15 protein-coding genes are annotated in these 17,255 nt (G+C 71.7%); 11 read left to right on the plus strand and 4 right to left on the minus strand.

The annotated features are described in order from the left end of the window. Positions 1-326 precede the first annotated feature (326 nt). A complete protein-coding gene (locus I6J71_RS13440) occupies positions 327-1,889 on the plus strand; it encodes a substrate-binding domain-containing protein (RefSeq protein WP_239154781.1) in 1,563 nt (520 codons plus the stop codon). Here the strand turns inward: I6J71_RS13440 and I6J71_RS13445 are convergent. The 3 genes from I6J71_RS13445 to I6J71_RS13455 are packed head-to-tail and all read right to left on the minus strand — an operon-like array spanning position 1,886 to position 4,362. After that, the gene (locus tag I6J71_RS13445; RefSeq protein WP_204095014.1) at positions 1,886-2,830 is read right to left on the minus strand and encodes a DMT family transporter; all 945 of its coding nucleotides are present in this window, start codon (positions 2,828-2,830) and stop codon (positions 1,886-1,888) included. The two genes, I6J71_RS13440 and I6J71_RS13445, sit on opposite strands and share 4 nt — an antisense overlap. 42 nt (positions 2,831-2,872) lie before the next feature. Next, positions 2,873-3,493, minus strand: a complete 621-nt coding sequence (gene wrbA, locus I6J71_RS13450) for an NAD(P)H:quinone oxidoreductase (RefSeq protein ID WP_204095015.1) — start codon at positions 3,491-3,493, stop codon at positions 2,873-2,875. Positions 3,494-3,522: 29 nt separating this feature from the next. Continuing rightward, positions 3,523-4,362, minus strand: a complete 840-nt coding sequence (locus tag I6J71_RS13455; protein WP_204095016.1) for a 1-acyl-sn-glycerol-3-phosphate acyltransferase — start codon at positions 4,360-4,362, stop codon at positions 3,523-3,525. Positions 4,363-4,835: 473 nt separating this feature from the next. Here I6J71_RS13455 and I6J71_RS13460 point away from each other — a divergent pair, with 473 nt between their 5' ends. Together I6J71_RS13460 and I6J71_RS13465 are read left to right on the plus strand one after the other, a co-directional pair. Continuing rightward, positions 4,836-7,367, plus strand: a complete 2,532-nt coding sequence (locus I6J71_RS13460; RefSeq protein ID WP_204095017.1) for a DNA translocase FtsK — start codon at positions 4,836-4,838, stop codon at positions 7,365-7,367. A 36-nt stretch (positions 7,368-7,403) separates the two neighbouring features. Next, the gene (locus I6J71_RS13465) at positions 7,404-7,841 is read left to right on the plus strand and encodes a hypothetical protein (protein ID WP_204095018.1); all 438 of its coding nucleotides are present in this window, start codon (positions 7,404-7,406) and stop codon (positions 7,839-7,841) included. Here the strand turns inward: I6J71_RS13465 and I6J71_RS13470 are convergent. Beyond that, on the minus strand, positions 7,822-8,403 hold the full coding sequence (locus I6J71_RS13470; protein ID WP_204095019.1) for an amino-acid N-acetyltransferase: 582 nt from the start codon (positions 8,401-8,403) through the stop codon (positions 7,822-7,824). The two genes, I6J71_RS13465 and I6J71_RS13470, sit on opposite strands and share 20 nt — an antisense overlap. A gap of 168 nt (positions 8,404-8,571) precedes the next feature. Between I6J71_RS13470 and I6J71_RS13475 the strand changes: the two genes are divergently transcribed. The 8 genes from I6J71_RS13475 (at position 8,572) to I6J71_RS13510 (ending at position 16,954) form a co-directional block, all read left to right on the plus strand. Then, the gene (locus tag I6J71_RS13475; protein WP_204095020.1) at positions 8,572-10,620 is read left to right on the plus strand and encodes an acyltransferase family protein; all 2,049 of its coding nucleotides are present in this window, start codon (positions 8,572-8,574) and stop codon (positions 10,618-10,620) included. Positions 10,621-11,331: 711 nt separating this feature from the next. Further along, the gene (locus I6J71_RS13480) at positions 11,332-11,598 is read left to right on the plus strand and encodes a hypothetical protein (RefSeq protein WP_204095021.1); all 267 of its coding nucleotides are present in this window, start codon (positions 11,332-11,334) and stop codon (positions 11,596-11,598) included. Further along, entirely contained in the window at positions 11,579-13,027 is a 1,449-nt protein-coding gene (rimO, locus tag I6J71_RS13485) for a 30S ribosomal protein S12 methylthiotransferase RimO (RefSeq protein WP_204095022.1), read from the plus strand. Before I6J71_RS13480 ends, rimO begins: the two co-directional genes overlap by 20 nt. Then, positions 13,024-13,707: a CDP-diacylglycerol--glycerol-3-phosphate 3-phosphatidyltransferase gene (pgsA, locus tag I6J71_RS13490; protein ID WP_239154783.1), complete on the plus strand. Its 684-nt coding sequence runs from the start codon at positions 13,024-13,026 to the stop codon at positions 13,705-13,707. The genes rimO and pgsA overlap by 4 nt, the downstream gene beginning before the upstream one ends. Then, entirely contained in the window at positions 13,707-14,183 is a 477-nt protein-coding gene (locus I6J71_RS13495) for a CinA family protein (protein ID WP_204095024.1), read from the plus strand. The genes pgsA and I6J71_RS13495 overlap by 1 nt, the downstream gene beginning before the upstream one ends. 100 nt (positions 14,184-14,283) lie before the next feature. Continuing rightward, positions 14,284-14,754 carry a helix-turn-helix domain-containing protein gene (locus I6J71_RS13500; RefSeq protein WP_204095025.1) on the plus strand — a complete coding sequence of 157 codons (471 nt, stop codon included), beginning with the start codon at positions 14,284-14,286 and terminating at the stop codon, positions 14,752-14,754. A gap of 332 nt (positions 14,755-15,086) precedes the next feature. Then, on the plus strand, positions 15,087-15,932 hold the full coding sequence (locus tag I6J71_RS13505; RefSeq protein ID WP_204095026.1) for a PspA/IM30 family protein: 846 nt from the start codon (positions 15,087-15,089) through the stop codon (positions 15,930-15,932). 35 nt (positions 15,933-15,967) lie between these two features. Further along, positions 15,968-16,954 (plus strand): hypothetical protein, encoded by a 987-nt coding sequence (locus I6J71_RS13510; RefSeq protein ID WP_204095027.1) that lies wholly within the window; start codon positions 15,968-15,970, stop codon positions 16,952-16,954. Positions 16,955-17,255 lie beyond the last annotated feature (301 nt).

A 17,255-nucleotide genomic window follows, 5' to 3' on the forward strand; every position in this document is an offset into this window, starting at 1 on the left:
TGCCCGCGGGCGACGGCGGCGTTTCCGATCAGCGCGTGATCGCGGCGATCAACAGCGCGAAGGCGACGACGGCGCCCTGGCGCACGAGTGCGTTGCGGGCCCGCCGCTGCTCGGCCCTGGTCGGATGCTTCACGGCTACCCCCGTTCTCGTGGTCGCTTCCCATCGTCGCGCGCGCAACGGGCGAGCACATCCCGCGTGAGACTGGTCCCGGCTCCCTCTCCAGGACGAGTCCCGCGTTACTCCCATCGTCCTACGACGGTGAGCCACATCGGCGTTAACCTGCGGTTCTAGCAGGGAGGACGCGCCGATGGGGCGTCATTCGAGCGTGCGAACCCGGAGCAGGAGCCGGCTGCTGGCGCCGCTGGCGGTCTGCGTGCTGCTCGTGCTCGGGGGCGGCGTGTGGGCCGCGGCCGCGTTGACCGGGCGGTCCGGGTGCCCGGCCTCGCCGGTGCTCGTGACCGCGTCCCCCGATGTCGCGCCCGCGATTTCCCAGGTGGCCCAGGGGATCTCGCCCGGGTGCCGGAAGTACGAGGTCCAGCCGCGCGACACGGCCCAGGCGGCGGTGGAGTTCTCCGCGCCTGGCGGCGGCGCGAGGCCGCAAGTGTGGGTGCCGGACTCGACGACGGCGTTGCAGGGGACGCGGCAGCGCGGTGCGACCGACGTGCCCGAGTCCGGGCCGTCGGTGGCCGGCTCGCCCGTGGTGCTCGCCGTGACCGAGGGTGTCGCACGGAACCTCGGCTGGCCCGGGCGCACGCTGACCTGGCCGGACGTCCTCGACGCGCCGGGTGTCGTGCTCGGCCTGCCGGATCCGGCGCGCGACCCCGTCGGTACCGCGGCTCTGCTCGGTCTGCGCGACACAGTCGGCTCGGTCCCGGACCCGTCGGGCGCGTTCGCCGCGGCGCTGCGCAAGTTCTCCGTGGACGCCCCGGGTGCCACGGCGTACCCGGCCGCGGAGAGCTTCGTCGTGCGGCACAACGCGGACAGTCCGGCCGCGCCCCTGGTCGCGGTGTACTCGCCGGCCGCGCCCGCGCTGGACTACCCGTTCGCGCGGCTCAGCGGCGCCACATCGGAGCAGAACGACGCCGTCGACGCCCTGCAGCAGGCGGTGCTCGGCAGCGCGGGGACAGCCGCCGTCGAGCGTGCGGGGCTGCGCGCGCCGGGACAGGCGCTGACCGGGCACGAGGGCGATCCGCACGTGGTCGCGGCCGTGCAGCCCGATGCGCCGCTGCCGTCGGCGGCCACGCTGAAGGCCGTGCTCAGCCAGTGGGCGGGCGTGAACCTGAACGCGCGGGCCGAGGTGCTGCTGGACGTGTCCGGGTCGATGCAGGCGCGCGTGCCGGGTACGCGCCTGTCGCGGATGCAGGTCACCGTGGGCGCCGCCGAGCAGGCGATGCACCTGTTCCGGCCGGCGACGCAACTGCGGGTCTGGGAGTTCGCCACGCAGCTCGACGGCGCCAAGGACTACCGCGAGGTGCTGCCGATGGCGCCCGTCTCCGAGCACCTCACCAACGGGGACCTCGAGCGGCTCTCCGCCGTGCGCGCGATCCCGAACGCGGGGACCGGCCTGTACGACACCCTGCTCGATGTCTACGGTCTCGCCCGCAGCGGTTGGCAGCCCGGCGTGCTCAACGTCGTGATCGTCATGACCGACGGCCACAACGAGGACATGCAGTCCGTCGGCCGTGACGCGCTCCTGTCCGGACTGGCCCGCCTCGCCGACCCGGCGCACCCGATCCCGGTCATCGCCATCGGCATCGGCACCGACGCGGACGAAGCCGAGCTGTCGGCCATCACCGCCGTGACCGGTGGCGCCGCCTACGTGACGCGCGACCCGACCAAGATCGGCGAGGTCTTCTACGCGGCGCTCGCCAAGATCGCCACGAGCTAGGTGACGCCCTTCGAGAACCGCTGCACGACGTAGGCCCCACCCAGCAGGATCGCCGCGCCGAGCGCCTGCGGCCACGTCAGCGCTTCGCCGAGCAGGGCCCACGCGAAGGCCGTGGCCGCGACGGGTTCGAGGAGGCCGAGGACGCTGGCGACGGACGCGGGCAGGTGGCGCAGCGAGCTGATGCCCAGCAGGTAGGAGAACACCGTCGACAGCAGCACGAGCCCGGTGAGCAGCAGCCAGATCGGTGGCGTCCACGGGCCGAACGCCACCGCCGTGCCCAGCACGAGCCAGTGGATCGTCCACGGTGGACTCACCACGGATACGATCACCGCGCCGATCACCATGCCCCACGTGACCAGGCCGAGGGGATCGCGGTCGGCGACGGCGCGTTCACCGATGAGGAAGTAGCCGGCCGAGCAGACGGCGGCGCCGAGACCGGCGAGGAGGCCCACGGCGTCGAGGGTGAGGCCCTGCCAGACCTGGCCGATCAGCGCGAGGCCGACCATGGCGAGCCCGATGCCGAGCCACAGGGCACGGGGCAGGTGCATCCGGCGCACGACGCGCACCCACAGCGCGATGAGCACCGGCGAGACGAACTCCAGCAGGATCGCGATGCCGACGGGGACCCGGTCGGCGGCGATGAAGTACATCAGCTGCGTACCCGCGACGCCGAGGAGCCCGTACGCCAGCAGCATCGGCCACTCGCCGCGGCGCACCCGGAGCGCCCGCGGGGCGAACAGCGCCGTGCCGAGCAGCAACACGACGCCGGCGAAACCGATGCGGAACGTCGCCACCTGCTCGGGCGTCAGGCCGGCACCCATGGCCGGTTTGCCGAGGGTGCCCGACGTGCTGAACAGCACCGCGGCGAGCAACACGAACGCCACCCCGCGGCCGCGGTGTGAGATCCGGGGTGGTGCGACGACGGGCAGTTCGGTGGTCACGGTCGACGACAGTACGGACCGAGCGTCACCACCGAAACCGATTTAGCGGTTATCGTCGGCCTTCAGGCCGGTGGCCACGTGGGTGGTGATCGTCGCGAGGCGCTTGCCCTGCAGGCGCAGGGTGCCCAGGGCGAGGTCGTCGGGCGCGGCGGACTTGCGCGACACGAACGAGCCGCCGTACGGGTTTCCGGACTCCTTGAGGTGCGGGTCGGCGTAGCCGAGCGGCAGGACGATCGCGCCCCAGTGGTAGAAGATGTTGTTCATGGCCAGCACGGTCGCTTCGAGCCCGCCGTGCGCGGTCGAGGCCGTGGTGAACGACGTCGCCACCTTGTCGGCCAGCTTTCCCTGCGCCCACAGGCCGCCCGTGGTGTCCAAGAAGGACTTCAGCTGCGCCGCGGCACCGCCGAAGCGCGTCGGGCTGCCCACGGCGAGGCCGTCGGCCCACTCGAGGTCGGCGAGCGTGGCGTACTCGTGGTGCGGTCCGGAATCCACCCACGCCTGCCAGCGCGGATTGCTCGCGACGGCTTCGGGCGGCGCGGTCTCGCGCACGGTCCGGACGCGGACGTCGGCACCGGTTTCCCGGGCGCCCTCGGCCAGCGCGGAGGCGAGGGCGGCGGTGTTGCCGGTGGCGCTGTAGTAGACGACGAGGATGCGTGTGCTCACGCCCCGCGACTCTAGGGGAAGCAGCGGCTTCAGGGCTGTGGCGTCCGAGGAGTGGGCGGGGCCGGCTTCCAGGGGCTGACGGTGTCCGTCGGCCGCGTCGGGTCGTAGAACCGCGGGCGTTCGAGCTCGTCGCGGCGCAGCGGCACCATACCGTCGGTGATCGCCTGCATGATCTTCGCGTGCGCCCGCACACCGGCGCCCGGCCGCTCCGGCTCGATGTCCGACAGATCCACCGGCGCCCCGAAGTGCACCTTGAACCTGGGCCGGCGCAGCGGCGCGCTCAGGCCCGACCGCGCGAGCGGCACCAGGTCGGCGGGGCCAGTCACGGTTTCGGTGCCCCAGTACACGGCCTCGTGCGCGCCCCACTGGCTGATCGGGATCACGGGCACACCCGCGGCCAGCGCCAGCCGCGCCGCGCCCGTCTTGCCGCGCTCCGGCCACAGCCCAGGGTCGTGGCTGATCCGGCCCTCCGGGTAGACGATGATCGGCTCCCGCGTGGCCCGCAGCGCCTCCACGGCCTCCGAGAACTGGCCCACGGCCGTGGCCGCGTGCTTGCGGTCCACGCGCAGGTGCCCGCTCACGCGCAGCGCCGGCCCGATCACGGGCGCGTCCAGGATGCCCCCGGCGAGCATGAACCGCGGGTTGATGCCGATCCTCTTGCACGCCGCCATCAGCACGAACGCGTCGAACACGCCGATGTGGTTCGCCGCCATCAGCAGCGGCCGCCCCCGCAGCTCCCGCGGCACCGACCCGGACACCGTGAGCCGCCCGACGAAGTTGACCAGGCCCCGGTCGATGTTCAGCATCGTCCGCCAGATCGCCGGGGCGCGGCGCGCGGCCGGGATGTCGTCCTGTTGCAGCGCGAACATGCGCAGAGCATGTCACGCGGTCGATCACGGGGGACGAAGTGGTAAGCCGCGCGACGCGGCTGTCGGCGCATGCGGAAGCAGCATCGGGGTGCAGCTCGTCCGTGCACACTCGTCGTCCTCGAGCACGGCGCCCGGGTCGACCGGACCGCGCATGTGCGTAGCGGCGGCGAGTCGCTGCGACACGGCCGAAGAGGCGATCCGGTTCGCCGACCCACGGTCCCGGGTGGTGGTTGACGAGCAGGTGATCAGCCAGGCAGCCACCGTGGTCAGGTGGCCCTCTTGCAGAGGTTGGTGTTCCGGGCCTGGCGGGCAGGTGGCGAATCGCCGAGTTGAGCACGGGCCGCCCGCACCGGTCGTGCCGAGGCCTGACTCGCGTTCGTGGTCGTTCCCGTGGGGTGTGAGCGAGACGATTGTTTCCCCTGCGCTGCGAGTGGCGCATGTGACTATCGGTCCCGGGCCGTTACCGTGGAGGCATGGCTGGGTCGGCGACGAGGAAACGCAGCACGGCGGGAAGCGGCGCGAAGGGGCCGGCGCGTGGTTCGCGCACCCCGGCGAAGCCGCGGTCGTCCGGGGCGCGCTCGGCGTCGGGGTCCCGGGGAAGAAGCACTGGGGCGCGCAAACCCGCGCCGCGGCGGAAGTCGTCCGGGGCGTTCGGGCGGGGTGTGCGCGGGACGTGGAACCTGGTCGCCAAGGGGGTCGGCTCGCTGGCCCGCACGGTCGGGCGCACGCGGGAGCTGGAACCCGAACACCGTCGCGATGGGCTCGCCCTGGGGCTGATCGCGCTCGCGATCGTGGCTGCCGTGGGCGTGTGGTGGCGGGCCGCCGGGCCGATCGGCCAGGCGGTGGAGGTCGCGACGCGCACGGTGCTGGGCGCCGGGGCCGTCACGCTGCCGCTGGTGCTGGTGGTCGTCGCGGTCGCGCTGATGCGGTCGGAGCCCCGGCCGGAGACCCGCCCGCGCATGGTGATCGGCACGCTCCTGGTCGTGCTGTCCGTGCTCGGGATGCTGCACATCTTCACGGCCCTGCCCGGCACGAACGACGGCCGCATGTACGCAGGCGGCGTCATCGGGGCGTTGTCGGGCGGGCTGCTCACCAAGGGCGTCACCACGTGGGTCGCCGTGCCGCTGCTGATCCTCGCGCTGCTGTTCGGCGTGCTCGTGTTCACCGGCACGCCCGTGCGGGAGATCCCGCATCGCCTGCGCACCTGGGGCCTCGACGAGGACGAGCTCGCCGACATCGAGGCCGAACGCGAAGCGTCCGAAGCCGACGCCGCTGCCGACGACATCACCGAAGCCGACCCGAAGCCGGTGCGCCTGCGCAAGCCGTCGCGCCGCCGCCAGGCCAGCGCCGACGCCGAGGGCGAACAGCTCGATCTCGACGCCATGCTGGCCGAGCCGCCCACGCCGGTGCGCCCGCCGAAGCCCAAGCCCGCCGCCGAGGTCCCGGAGAAGAAGCCGAAGAAGGCGCCGGAGCCGCCGCTCGCCGTGACCCGGACCGTCGAGGGGGACTACCACCTCCCGCCGCCAGACCTGCTGAAGATCGGCGACGCGCCGAAGTCCCGCAGCAAGGCCAACGACGCCATGATCGAGGCGATCACCGGTGTGCTGGAGCAGTTCAGCATCGACGCCCAGGTCACCGGCTTCACCCGCGGCCCCACGGTGACGCGCTACGAGGTCGAGCTCGGCCCGGGCGTGAAGGTCGAGAAGATCACGGCGCTCACGAAGAACATCGCGTACGCCGTGGCCACCGACAACGTCCGGCTGCTCGCGCCGATCCCAGGAAAGTCGGCCGTCGGCATCGAGGTGCCGAACTCCGACCGCGAGATGGTGCGCCTCGGCGACGTGTTGCGCGCGCCGTCGACGGTCAAGGACAACCACCCGATGGTCATCGGCCTCGGCAAGGACATCGAGGGCCACTTCGTCACGGCGAACCTCACGAAGATGCCCCACCTGCTGGTCGCCGGTTCGACCGGTTCCGGTAAGTCGAGCTTCGTCAACTCGATGCTGGTGTCACTGCTCGCGCGCGCCACGCCGGACGAGTGCCGGATGATCCTCGTCGACCCGAAGATGGTCGAGCTCACGCCGTACGAGGGCATCCCGCACCTGATCACGCCCATCATCACCCAGCCGAAGAAGGCGGCCGCCGCGCTGGCCTGGCTGGTGGAGGAGATGGAGCAGCGTTACCAGGACATGCAGGCCAACAAGGTCCGCCACATCGACGACTACAACAAGAAGGTCCGTTCGGGCGAGATCACGGCGCCGCCGGGCAGCGAACGCGAGTACCGCCCGTACCCGTACATCATGGCGATCGTCGACGAGCTGGCCGACCTCATGATGACCGCGCCGCGTGACGTCGAGGACGCGATCGTCCGCATCACGCAGAAGGCACGCGCCGCGGGCATCCACCTGGTGCTGGCCACGCAGCGGCCGTCCGTCGACGTCGTCACCGGCCTGATCAAGACGAACGTGCCGTCGCGGCTGGCGTTCGCCACGTCGTCGCTCACGGACTCGCGGGTCATCCTCGACCAGCCCGGCGCCGAGAAGCTCATCGGCATGGGCGACGCGCTCTACCTGCCGATGGGCGCGGGCAAGCCGGTGCGCATCCAGGGCGCGTTCGTCGGCGACGAAGAGATCGCAGCCGTCGTCGCGTTCGCCAAGGAGCAGGCGCAGCCGGACTACACCGACGGCGTCACGGCCGCCAAGGCCGGCGACAAGAAGGAGATCGACCCGGACATCGGCGACGACCTCGACGTGCTGCTGCAGGCCGCCGAGCTCGTGGTCACCTCGCAGTTCGGCTCGACGTCGATGCTGCAGCGCAAGCTCCGCGTCGGCTTCGCCAAGGCCGGCCGCCTGATGGACCTGCTCGAAAGCCGTGGCGTCGTGGGTCCCTCGGAGGGCTCGAAGGCGCGCGACGTGCTCATCAAGCCGGAGGAGCTCGAGGGCGTCCTGTTCATGATCCGCGGCGGTGACGCCCCTTCGAGCGGCGGCGACGACGAGGACTTCTGATGCAACCCCGGACGGTGATCTTTCCGTCCCGGGTCCATGGACGCTCGCAAGTTCGCCCTGACCATCGGATCGGCCGCGGTCCTCGCCGTGGGCGCCGGGAGCTCGGCCGCTCTGGCGCACACGCTGCACGCGCCCGAGGTGCCGCCCCGGCCGGCGTCCGGGACCGTGGCCGCCGATCCCGGGCGGGACGTCACGCTGGCCGCGGGCCAGGAGGCGCAGCTGTCCACGAAGGACCTGACCGTCCGCTACACGCGGCTCGTCGAGGACTCGCGTTGCCCGGCGCACGTGGAGTGCGTGTGGTCCGGCGACGCCGTGGTTGCGGTGCAGCTCAGCCAGCCGGGCCGAGGGGAACAGACCACGAGCGTCCTGCACACCGCCGGCCGCGGCCCCCGCACGGCGACTTACGCGGCGGCGACCGTCTCGCTCGTCGACGTGAGCCCCCGTGGCGACCGGATCACGCTCCGGGTCGGTTAGCCCCCGTCCGGGTGTCACCCGGCTCGGCGGAATCCCGCTGGAACTCCAGCAGCATGCGCGAGTTGCCGAGCGTGTTGGGCTTCACGTACGGCAGGTTCAGGAACTCCGCGACACCCGGGTCCAGCGAGTGGCGCATCTCCTCGTAGACCTCGTGCGAGACGGGCGTGCCGTCGATCTCGACGAAGCCGTGGCGGGCGAAGAACTCCGTCTCGAAGGTGAGCACGAAGAGGCGCTTGAGCCCGAGATCGCGGGCCTCGTCGACGAGCCGCCCGACCAGTGTGTGCCCGATGCCGCGCCCGCGCGCCGCCTTGTTCACCACGACCGTGCGCAGTTCGGCGATGTCCTCCCACAGCACGTGGAGCGCCGCGGCGCCCAGCACGTCCTCGTCGCCGTCGGCCGTCTCGTCGACCACCACCCAGAACTCCTGCACGGCCTCGTACAGCGTGACCAGGTCTTTTTCGAGCAGAACGCGCCCGGCGTCGGCGTCGACGAGGGCCTTGATCTTGCGGACGTCGGCTATGCGGGCGCGGCGGACGGCGGGTCGGGCGGAGTCGTACGGCACACGGTCCAAGATATCGATTGCCCCGGTCGCAGCCTCCGACGGCTCGATCGAGGTACCCCGGATGCGTGAGTGAGGGAGCCGTCACGTATAGCTTGTGCAAGTACTTTGAGCCACGAGTAGCCGCTGAACACACCGGGGCCCGCGCTTGCCCCGACTGGGAGGAAGTGCATGTCCGGGACCACCGTGGTCGCACCCGAACGACCCGGTCAGCCTCCGGCGCCTTCTGCGGCGCAGGCCCGTTTCCGGCCGGAACTGCAGGGCGTGCGCGCGCTCGCTTCGCTGCTGGTCGTCGTGTACCACGTCTGGCTCGACCGCATCTCCGGCGGCGTCGACGTGTTCTTCCTCGTCTCGGGGTTTCTCATCTCCGGCCAGCTCTACCGCGCCCTGCTGCGCGGGAAGATCGAGCTGCGCCCGATGTGGGGCCGGATGATCAAGCGGCTCTTCCCGGCCGCGATGACGGTGCTGCTCGTCGTGGTGGTCGCCTCGGCGCTGCTGCTGCCGCAGGACCGCTGGTTCCAGACCATCCGTGAGGTCTTCGCGTCGGCCCTGTTCTACGAGAACTGGCAGCTGGCCGCCGACTCCGTCGACTACTTCGCCCAGCACAACAGCGCGAGCCTGGTGCAGCACTTCTGGTCGCTGTCCATCCAGGGCCAATTCTACCTGCTGTGGCCGCTGCTCTTCGTCGCGCTCGGCTTCTTCGCGCGCAACCGCGGCTGGTCGCTGCGCCGCATCGTGAACACGCTGCTCGTCACGCTGTTCGTGGCCTCGCTGGCGTACTCGGTGTACCTCACCGCTGCCGACCAGCCGCTGGCCTACTTCCACGGCCTCACCCGCGTGTGGGAGTTCGCGCTCGGCGGCCTGATGGCGATGTTCCTCGACGCCTTCACGCTGCCGCGCGGCCTGCGCGTGGTCCTCGGCTGGGTCGGCGTGGCCGGCCTGGTGCTGTGCGGCATCGTGCTGCGGGTCGACAGCGTGTTCCCGGGCTGGATCGCGCTGTGGCCGACGCTCTCGGCCGGGCTGGTGCTGGTGGCCGGGCAGACCGGCACCGTCTTCGGCGCCGACCGCTGGCTGAGCTCGAAGCCGCTGGGCTACTTGGGCAACCTGAGCTTCTCGCTGTACCTGTGGCACTGGCCGGTGCTGGTGTTCTACCTGGTGGTGCGCGACCGCGTGGCCGTCGGCCTGCTCGGCGGCGCGGTGGTCGTCGGGGCGTCGTTCGTGCTCTCGATCCTCACCTACCACTTCATCGAGAACCCGATCCGGCTGTCGAAGATCGGCACCGTGAAGCGGTGGGGCGCCTACCGGTTCGGCATCATCGCGCTCGCGCCGGTGCTCATCGCGGCCGGTTTGTGGGGCGGGTACACGTCGGCGCAGGCGAACTACTCGATCGCGCTCGACGACGCCGACCACCCCGGCGCCGCCGCCCAAGCGCCCGGTTTCGTCTACCGCGGCTCGCCGGCGCCGTCGATCGTGCCGCCGACGCTCAAGCTGCCCGAGGACTGGGCCGGCATCACCGACGACAAGTGCACCACGTCGCCGCGCAACGAAGAGCTGAAGGTGTGCACCGAGAACCCGGCGGGCCCGCCGAAGAAGCGCGTGGTCCTCGTCGGCGACTCGCACATCCAGCAGTACCTGGCCGCGTTCCTGCCGATGGTCCGGACCGAGGGCTGGGCGGTCACGTCGATGCTCAAGGGCGCGTGCCCGTTCTCGACGACGGCCGACCTGATGCCGGGCGACCAGGGCTGCATGGACTGGAACAAAGCCGCGGCCGACGAAATCGTCTCGATGCACCCCGACGCGGTCGTGACACTCGCGAGCGTGAACACCAAGGCGGGCATCAGCGAAACGACACCGGCGGGCTTCGTGAACCAGTGGTCCGAAATGGACAAGGCCGGCATCCCGGTGATCGCCCTGCGCGACAACCCGCGGTTCGCGTTCAACATGGCCGCCTGCGTCGCCCAGCGCAGTCCGACCGATCCGGCGTGCACGCCGGACCGCGCCGACGTCCAGCCGGCCGTGGCGCCCTACACGACCGCGGCGGGCGTGCCGGGCAACGTGTCGTTCCTGGACTTCACCGACTACTTCTGCGACAAGACCACGTGCCCGGCCGTGATCGGCAACGTGCTGGTCTACATGGACGACAACCACCTGACCGCCACGTACCTCACGACGCTCGCGCCGATCGCGGACAAGCAGGTGAAGGCCGCCCTGAAGTGGTGATCGCCCCGGTGCGGTGAGCACCGATGTGCTGCCCCACCGGGAGATCGACAGGGAAGCGCGGGAGCCGACGCGCTCGGGGTGCGACGCGTTCGGGGCCGCGCAGGCCGAAGCGGCGCCGGCCGGACGACGGTGCCGGCGGGCGCGGACGGGGACGCCCGGGCTGCTCGTCCCGGGCAGTCCGTGGCAGTGGATGCGCCCGGGCGGCTCGTCGCAGTTCGGCCAGGTAGTGATCGCCGCGATGTACGCGCTGGCCGGTGACCCGCGACCGGGCACGAACCCCGCGACCCACCCCACCGGATCCGGCGTACCGAGCCGCGACGCGCGTGGTGCCGTGACGGGGGTTCGCGCCGCTGGCCCGCCCGCGCAGCTTGGGAGCCGGGCCAGCCGGCCGGTCTGGACCAGTCGGCGGTCCCGCAGCGCCGTTCGTGCGGCCGGGGCTGCAGCCCGGGCAATCAGTGCCGATTCCGGTGCCCCTGGCCGATCTGCGCCGCCCGGTCAGCCCCGACCCGGTACCGCGTCGGGGCTCACCGGGCGGCGCCGTCGGGGCAGCCGGCGCCGTCGGGGCAGTCCGGGCCGATCCCGATGCCGGCTCCGGTGCCGCCGGGCCAACCCGCCCCCACCGCCGCGGCCGGTCCCCGCCGCCCAGTCCGGTCCGTCGGCCGCGCGGCAGGACCCGTCCTCGCCGCGCCACCGCGCCCGGCTGACCCACCCGTGCGCGTCGAACGCGTCCGGGGTGGTGCGTTCCTCGCGGGCTCGGCCTGGGCCCGGCTCGAACAGGCGATCGCGGCGCAAGCCCCGCGCCTCGCCGGTCCGGACGTCGACCTCGAAGCCGGGAACGATGCCGAGCCGACGTTGCTGACCCTCGCGGGCCGCCCCCGGCCGGGTGAGGCCCGCGAGGCCACCGCACTGGGTGACGCCGTCGCCGACCGGCCCGAGTGCGGCGGCTACCCTGAACGTCGTGCCTTCTCCCACCACTGAGCCAGCCCGCAGCCGTCGAGTCTCCCTCGTGACCCTGGGCTGCGCCCGCAACGAGGTCGACTCCGAGGAGCTGGCCGGCCGCCTCGCCGCCGGGGGCTGGGAGCTGGCCGCGGACCCCGAGGACTCCGACGTCGTCGTGGTGAACACATGCGGGTTCGTGGAGTCGGCGAAGAAGGACTCGGTCGACACGCTGCTCGCGGCGGCCGACACCGGCCGCAAGGTCGTGGCCGTGGGCTGCATGGCCGAGCGGTACGGCACCGAACTGGCCGACAGCCTGCCCGAGGCGGACGCCGTGCTGGGGTTCGACCACTACGCGGAGCTGTCCGACCGCCTCGACGACGTCGTGGCCGGCCGCGGCGTCGCGTCGCACACGCCGTCCGACCGGCGCAAGCTCCTGCCGATCAGCCCGGTGCAGCGGCCCGCGGCCGCGGAGGCCGTCGAGGTCCCGGGTCACGCGCAGCACGGCTGGGGTCCGCGCGTGCTGCGCACGCGCCTCGACGACTCGCCCGTCGCGGCGTTGAAAATCGCGTCCGGCTGCGACCGGCGTTGCTCGTTCTGCGCCATCCCGTCCTTCCGCGGTTCGTTCGTGTCGCGCAGGCCGGACGAGATCGTCGCCGAGGCCCGGTGGCTCGCCGAGAACGGCGTGAAGGAACTGTTCCTCGTCAGCGAGAACTCCACGTCGTACGGCAAGGACTTCGGCCGCGACGGCACGCGGGCACTGGAGCTGCTGCTGCCGCGGCTGGCCGGGATCGAGGGCATCGAGCGCGTGCGCGTGTCCTACCTGCAGCCCGCCGAGACGCGGCCGCAGCTGGTGAAGGCGATCGCGACCACGCCGGGTGTCGCCGACTACTTCGACCTGTCGTTCCAGCACTCGAGCGAGCAGGTGCTGCGCCGCATGCGCCGCTTCGGCTCCACCGACTCGTTCCTGGCGCTCACCGAGCAGATCCGCGAGTATGCGCCCGAGGCCGGCATCCGCACCAACGTGATCGTCGGCTTCCCGGGGGAGACCGAGGACGACCTCGCGGAGCTGGAGCGGTTCCTCACCGGCGCGCGGCTCGATGCCGTCGGCGTGTTCGGCTACTCCGACGAGGACGGCACGGAGGCGGAGACCTTCGACGGCAAGCTCGACCCCGCCGTGGTCGCCGAGCGGGTCGGTCGGGTCTCGGCGCTGGTCGAGGAGCTGACCGCGCAGCGCGCCGAGGACCGCATCGGCACGTTCGTCGACGTCCTCGTGGAACAGGTGGCCGGGGACGGCGACGACGCCGTCGGCCGCGCCGCCCACCAGGCACCCGAGGTGGACGGCGAGTGCGTGATCCTCGAAGACCCGGACCGCTCCGCCGTCGAGGTGGGCGACCTGGTGCGCTGCGAGGTCGTCGACTCCGCCGGGGTCGACCTGATCGTCCGTCCGGTGCCGGACGCGGACCGGTGAGTGCGGCGCCCAGCGACGCCGGCGAGGGTATGACCCGCGCCGCGGGCTCGGACGCGAGGAAAGCGTCCGCCGAACCGGTCCCGACGCCGGAGGCTGTCGTGCCGGAGCCGACCCCTGTTCCGACCTGGAACGTCGCGAACATCCTCACCCTCTCGCGGCTCGTGCTGGTGCCGCTGTTCGTCGTGGCGCTGTTCATCGGCGACGGGGCCGACACGACCTGGCGGGCGATCGCGACGGGCCTGTTCGTCGTCGCCTCGGCGACCGACCACGTCGACGGCTGGGTCGCCCGCAAGTACGGCCTGATCACCGACTTCGGCAAGATCGCCGACCCGATCGCGGACAAGGCGCTCATCGGCGCCGCCCTCGTCGGCCTGAGCGTGCTGGGCGAGCTGCCGTGGTGGGTCACGATCGTGATCGCGGTGCGCGAGATCGGCGTCACGCTCCTGCGCTTCTGGGTGATCCGCCACGGCGTGATCCCCGCGAGCCGCGGGGGCAAGGCCAAGACGATGACGCAGATCCTGGCCATCGTGGTCTACCTGCTGCCGCTGCCGGCGGGCGCGGACCCGGTGCGCTGGGCGCTGATGGGGCTCGCGGTGCTGCTGACCGTGGTCACCGGCGTCGATTACCTGGTCCGTGCGGTGCGCCTGCGCGCCGCCGGCCGCCGGGCGACGGGAGCCTGATGCCGGACCTGGACAGTGCCGCCGCCGGACTGGTGGCCGCGTTGAAGAAACGCGGGGAGACTCTGGCCGCCGCGGAATCGCTGACCGCGGGGCTCGTCTGCGCGACAGTGGCCCGCGTCCCGGGTGCGAGCGCGGTGCTGCGCGGCGGGTTCGTGGTGTACGCCACGGAGCTCAAGCACGACCTCGCGGGGGTGGACGAGCAACTCCTGGCCGAGCACGGTGCGGTGCACCCCGAGGTGGCGGCCCAGCTCGCGGACGGCGCGCGGGCGCGCTGCGGGGCCACGTGGGGCCTCGGGCTGACCGGCGTCGCGGGTCCGGACTGGCAGGACGGCGTGCCGCCGGGGACCGTGCACATCGGCCTTTCCGGGCCGTCGACGCGGGTCGTGCGCACCATTTCGGAGACCGGTGACCGGGACATGATCAGGACGGTTTCCGTCGGCGCGGCGTTTTCGCTGCTGGGGGAACATCTACACTGAAAGAGGCGTTCGCCCTTGGCGGACGTACGTGTCAAGTCCTGCGCTCGGGGCGCCGCTCTGGGTAACGTAGGAGGCACCAGTTCGGGAAGGGAGGCGCGTGATGACCGTGCTGTTGCGTGAGGCGATCGGTGATCGGCTCCGTCATGCCCGCACCAACCAGCGTCGAACGCTGCGTGACATCTCCCGCGCCGCCAGGGTGAGCCTCGGGTACCTCTCCGAGGTCGAGCGCGGTCAGAAGGAAGCTTCCAGCGAGCTGCTGGCCTCCATCTGCGAGGCTCTCGATCTTCCGCTCGGCGAATTGCTGCACAAGGTCGCGGCCGACGTGTCCGCCCTCGAATCGGTCGAGGTGGCCCCGGTCGGCGAGCCGGTGGTCGACGGCGCCCCGAGGGAGACCGTCCCCGCGGAGCACGAAGCCACCGCATCGGCGAGCGGGTTCGAAGGGGGCCGCCTGGTCTCGGAGCTGGTCGGCGACGACCTGTCCGACCTTCGGCTTTCGCCTGCTCCGCGGATGAACACCCAGTTGCGGACCACGATCGGCGCGCCGAAGCTCGCGTCGACGATCGCCGCATAATCAGCGCTGCGTACGCGTACGGCCCCGGGTGGTGACCCCGGGGCCGTACGCGTTTTTCCCGCATCCGGCCAAAAACCGGGCGGACGCCCAGCCGGACGTTACTGTGGGTGCCGACGGTTTCCGCCGTTCCTGTGGTCGGATCGGTGACGTGCGGCAGAGTACGTGATCGATCAGGGTCGTCCCTGAATTCCCCCGGGGTCGCCTGGAACGGCAGGGCCTGACCTGACACGATGGAACCCAACGCCGGGGTCGGGACGTTGTGCACTAGGGGAGCTACGCCCCACCTCGAGGTAACTCAGGGCCCGTGGGACGCAAGAAGGCAGGCGGAGGAGATGGCCAACCCGTTCGTGAAGTTCTGGAAGTACATGATGGCGGCGTTCTCGTCGAAGATCGACGAGCACGCCGACCCGAAGGTACAGATCCAGCAGGCCATCGAGGAGGCACAGCGCAACCACCAGGCGCTGACGCAGCAGGCCGCCTCCGTGATCGGCAACCAGCGCCAGCTGGAGATGAAGCTCAACCGGCAGCTCGGCGAGGTCGAGAAGCTGCAGGCGTCGACCCGGCAGGCCCTGGTGCTCGCCGACGAGGCGCGGGGCAAGGGTGACGAGCAGAAGGCGACCGAGTTCGAGACCGCTGCGGAGAGCTTCGCCGCGCAGCTCGTCACGGCCGAGCAGAGCATCGAGGACCTGAAAACCCTGCACGACCAGTCGTTGCAGGCGGCGGCGCAGGCGAAGAAGGCCGTGGAGCGCAACGCCACGATGCTGCAGCAGAAGCTGGCCGAGCGCACCAAGCTGCTCTCGCAGCTGGAGCAGGCGAAGATGCAGGAGCAGGTCTCCGCTTCGCTGAACCAGATGAGCCAGCTGGCCGCCCCCGGCAACACGCCGTCGCTGGAAGAGGTCCGCGACAAGATCGAGAAGCGCTACACCACGGCGTTGGGCCAGGCCGAGCTCGCGCAGAACTCGGTGCAGGGCCGCATGCTCGAGGTGCAGGAGTCGGCCACCCAGATGGCGGGCCACTCGCGGCTCGAGCAGATCCGCGCGTCGATGCGCGGCGACTCGGTCGCGCAGGTCACCGACGGTGGCGCCGCGAAGCCGGCGGGCACCACGGCCGGCAGCGCCGACATCCAGCGTGAGATCCAGGCCCGAGTGCAGGCCGAGCAGGGCAAGAACCCGGCCTGACTGCCGGGTTCAGGAACGACTCCGGGGGACGGGCGATGGCCGGTGGCAACGGGCGGCGGGACTTCAACGAGTTCAACGCCAAGCTCGAAAAGCACATCGAGAAGCTGCCGGAATACGCCCAGAAGGCCCAGGAGAAGCTGCAGCGGTACTTCCCGCCGGCTGCCGGTGAGGCCGGCGGCGGGAAGCCCGCCGCGCAGCAAAGACCGGCTTACCAGCGCCCGCCGGCGATGCGGCGACCGACCGTGCCGACCACGTTCTCGCAGGTCGCGGGCCAGGTTCCGGCCGTCGCCGAGGTCCGCGCCAAGTGGCAGCGCTGGAACGAACCCGCGGCCAGGCACCAGCGGCGCATCAACCGCACCTCGCGGGCGCTCACGTTGTGGCTGCTCATCACGATCCTCCTCGGTGTGCTCACCGTGCTGTCAGGCACGGGTCTGCTCGGCAACGGGCAGCCCGAGGTCTTCCAGACGGTGCTCTCGGGCTTCGGCACGATCGTCTTCGGCACCTTCAGCGTGCGCACCGGCCTGAAGCTGCGCGAGCTCAAGAAACACCAACTCCCGGCGGCGGCCACCGCGCCCGCGCCGCCCCTGCCCCCGGCCGGCTCGGCGGCCCGCGAGCCGATGGAACGCCTCGCCGAATCCGAAGCCTCTCTGGGGGAGCTGCTGCGGCAGCTCTCCGTCCCCACTTCGCTCGGCACCACGGCCGTCCCGGAGATCTCGGTGGCCGACGCGCGCACCACCGCCCTCGAGGCCGCCGCCGCGCTGCGCGGTCTGGCCTCCCGCATCCAGGCCATCGAACGCGGCCGCAACTCCGCCCCGGCCCGCGAACGCGCCGCGCTGGACGCCGCGATCGCGAAGATGCGTGAACAACTCGACGACGGTATCGAGGCCTACGGCAGCCTGGTTGCGGCGGCGGGCCGCGCCGTCGCCGCGAGCAGCGACGGCATGGGTACCTCCAAGCAGTCCCTCACCGACGCGACCGACCACCTCGCCGGCCTGGCTCTCGCGCTGCGCGAGCTGTCGTAGCGGCAACCGGGTCGGCGGCGGTTCTGCCGCGGCGAACTGTGCGGTTTCGGCGCGTGTGCGTATTCCCGTGCGCCGGCGTGGTGGCGCACCGCGCCCGGAAACGAGCCGATCGGCGCAGTTTGACTTTCCGGTCGGCCTAGTCCGCGCGGGGCTCGCGAACGTTCGGTAAGTGGCCGGTGATACCGAAACAATCGCGTAATCGGAAACACCTGGTTACGGAAACGCGTGCGGTTTAACGTTTTTCTCATGCAGTCAGTGGTGGCACCCGCCAGAATCGGCGCCGTGGACTGAGGTTCCGCGG

It is taken from the genome of Amycolatopsis sp. FDAARGOS 1241 (genome assembly GCF_016889705.1).
Taxonomy (GTDB): Bacteria; Actinomycetota; Actinomycetes; order Mycobacteriales; family Pseudonocardiaceae; genus Amycolatopsis.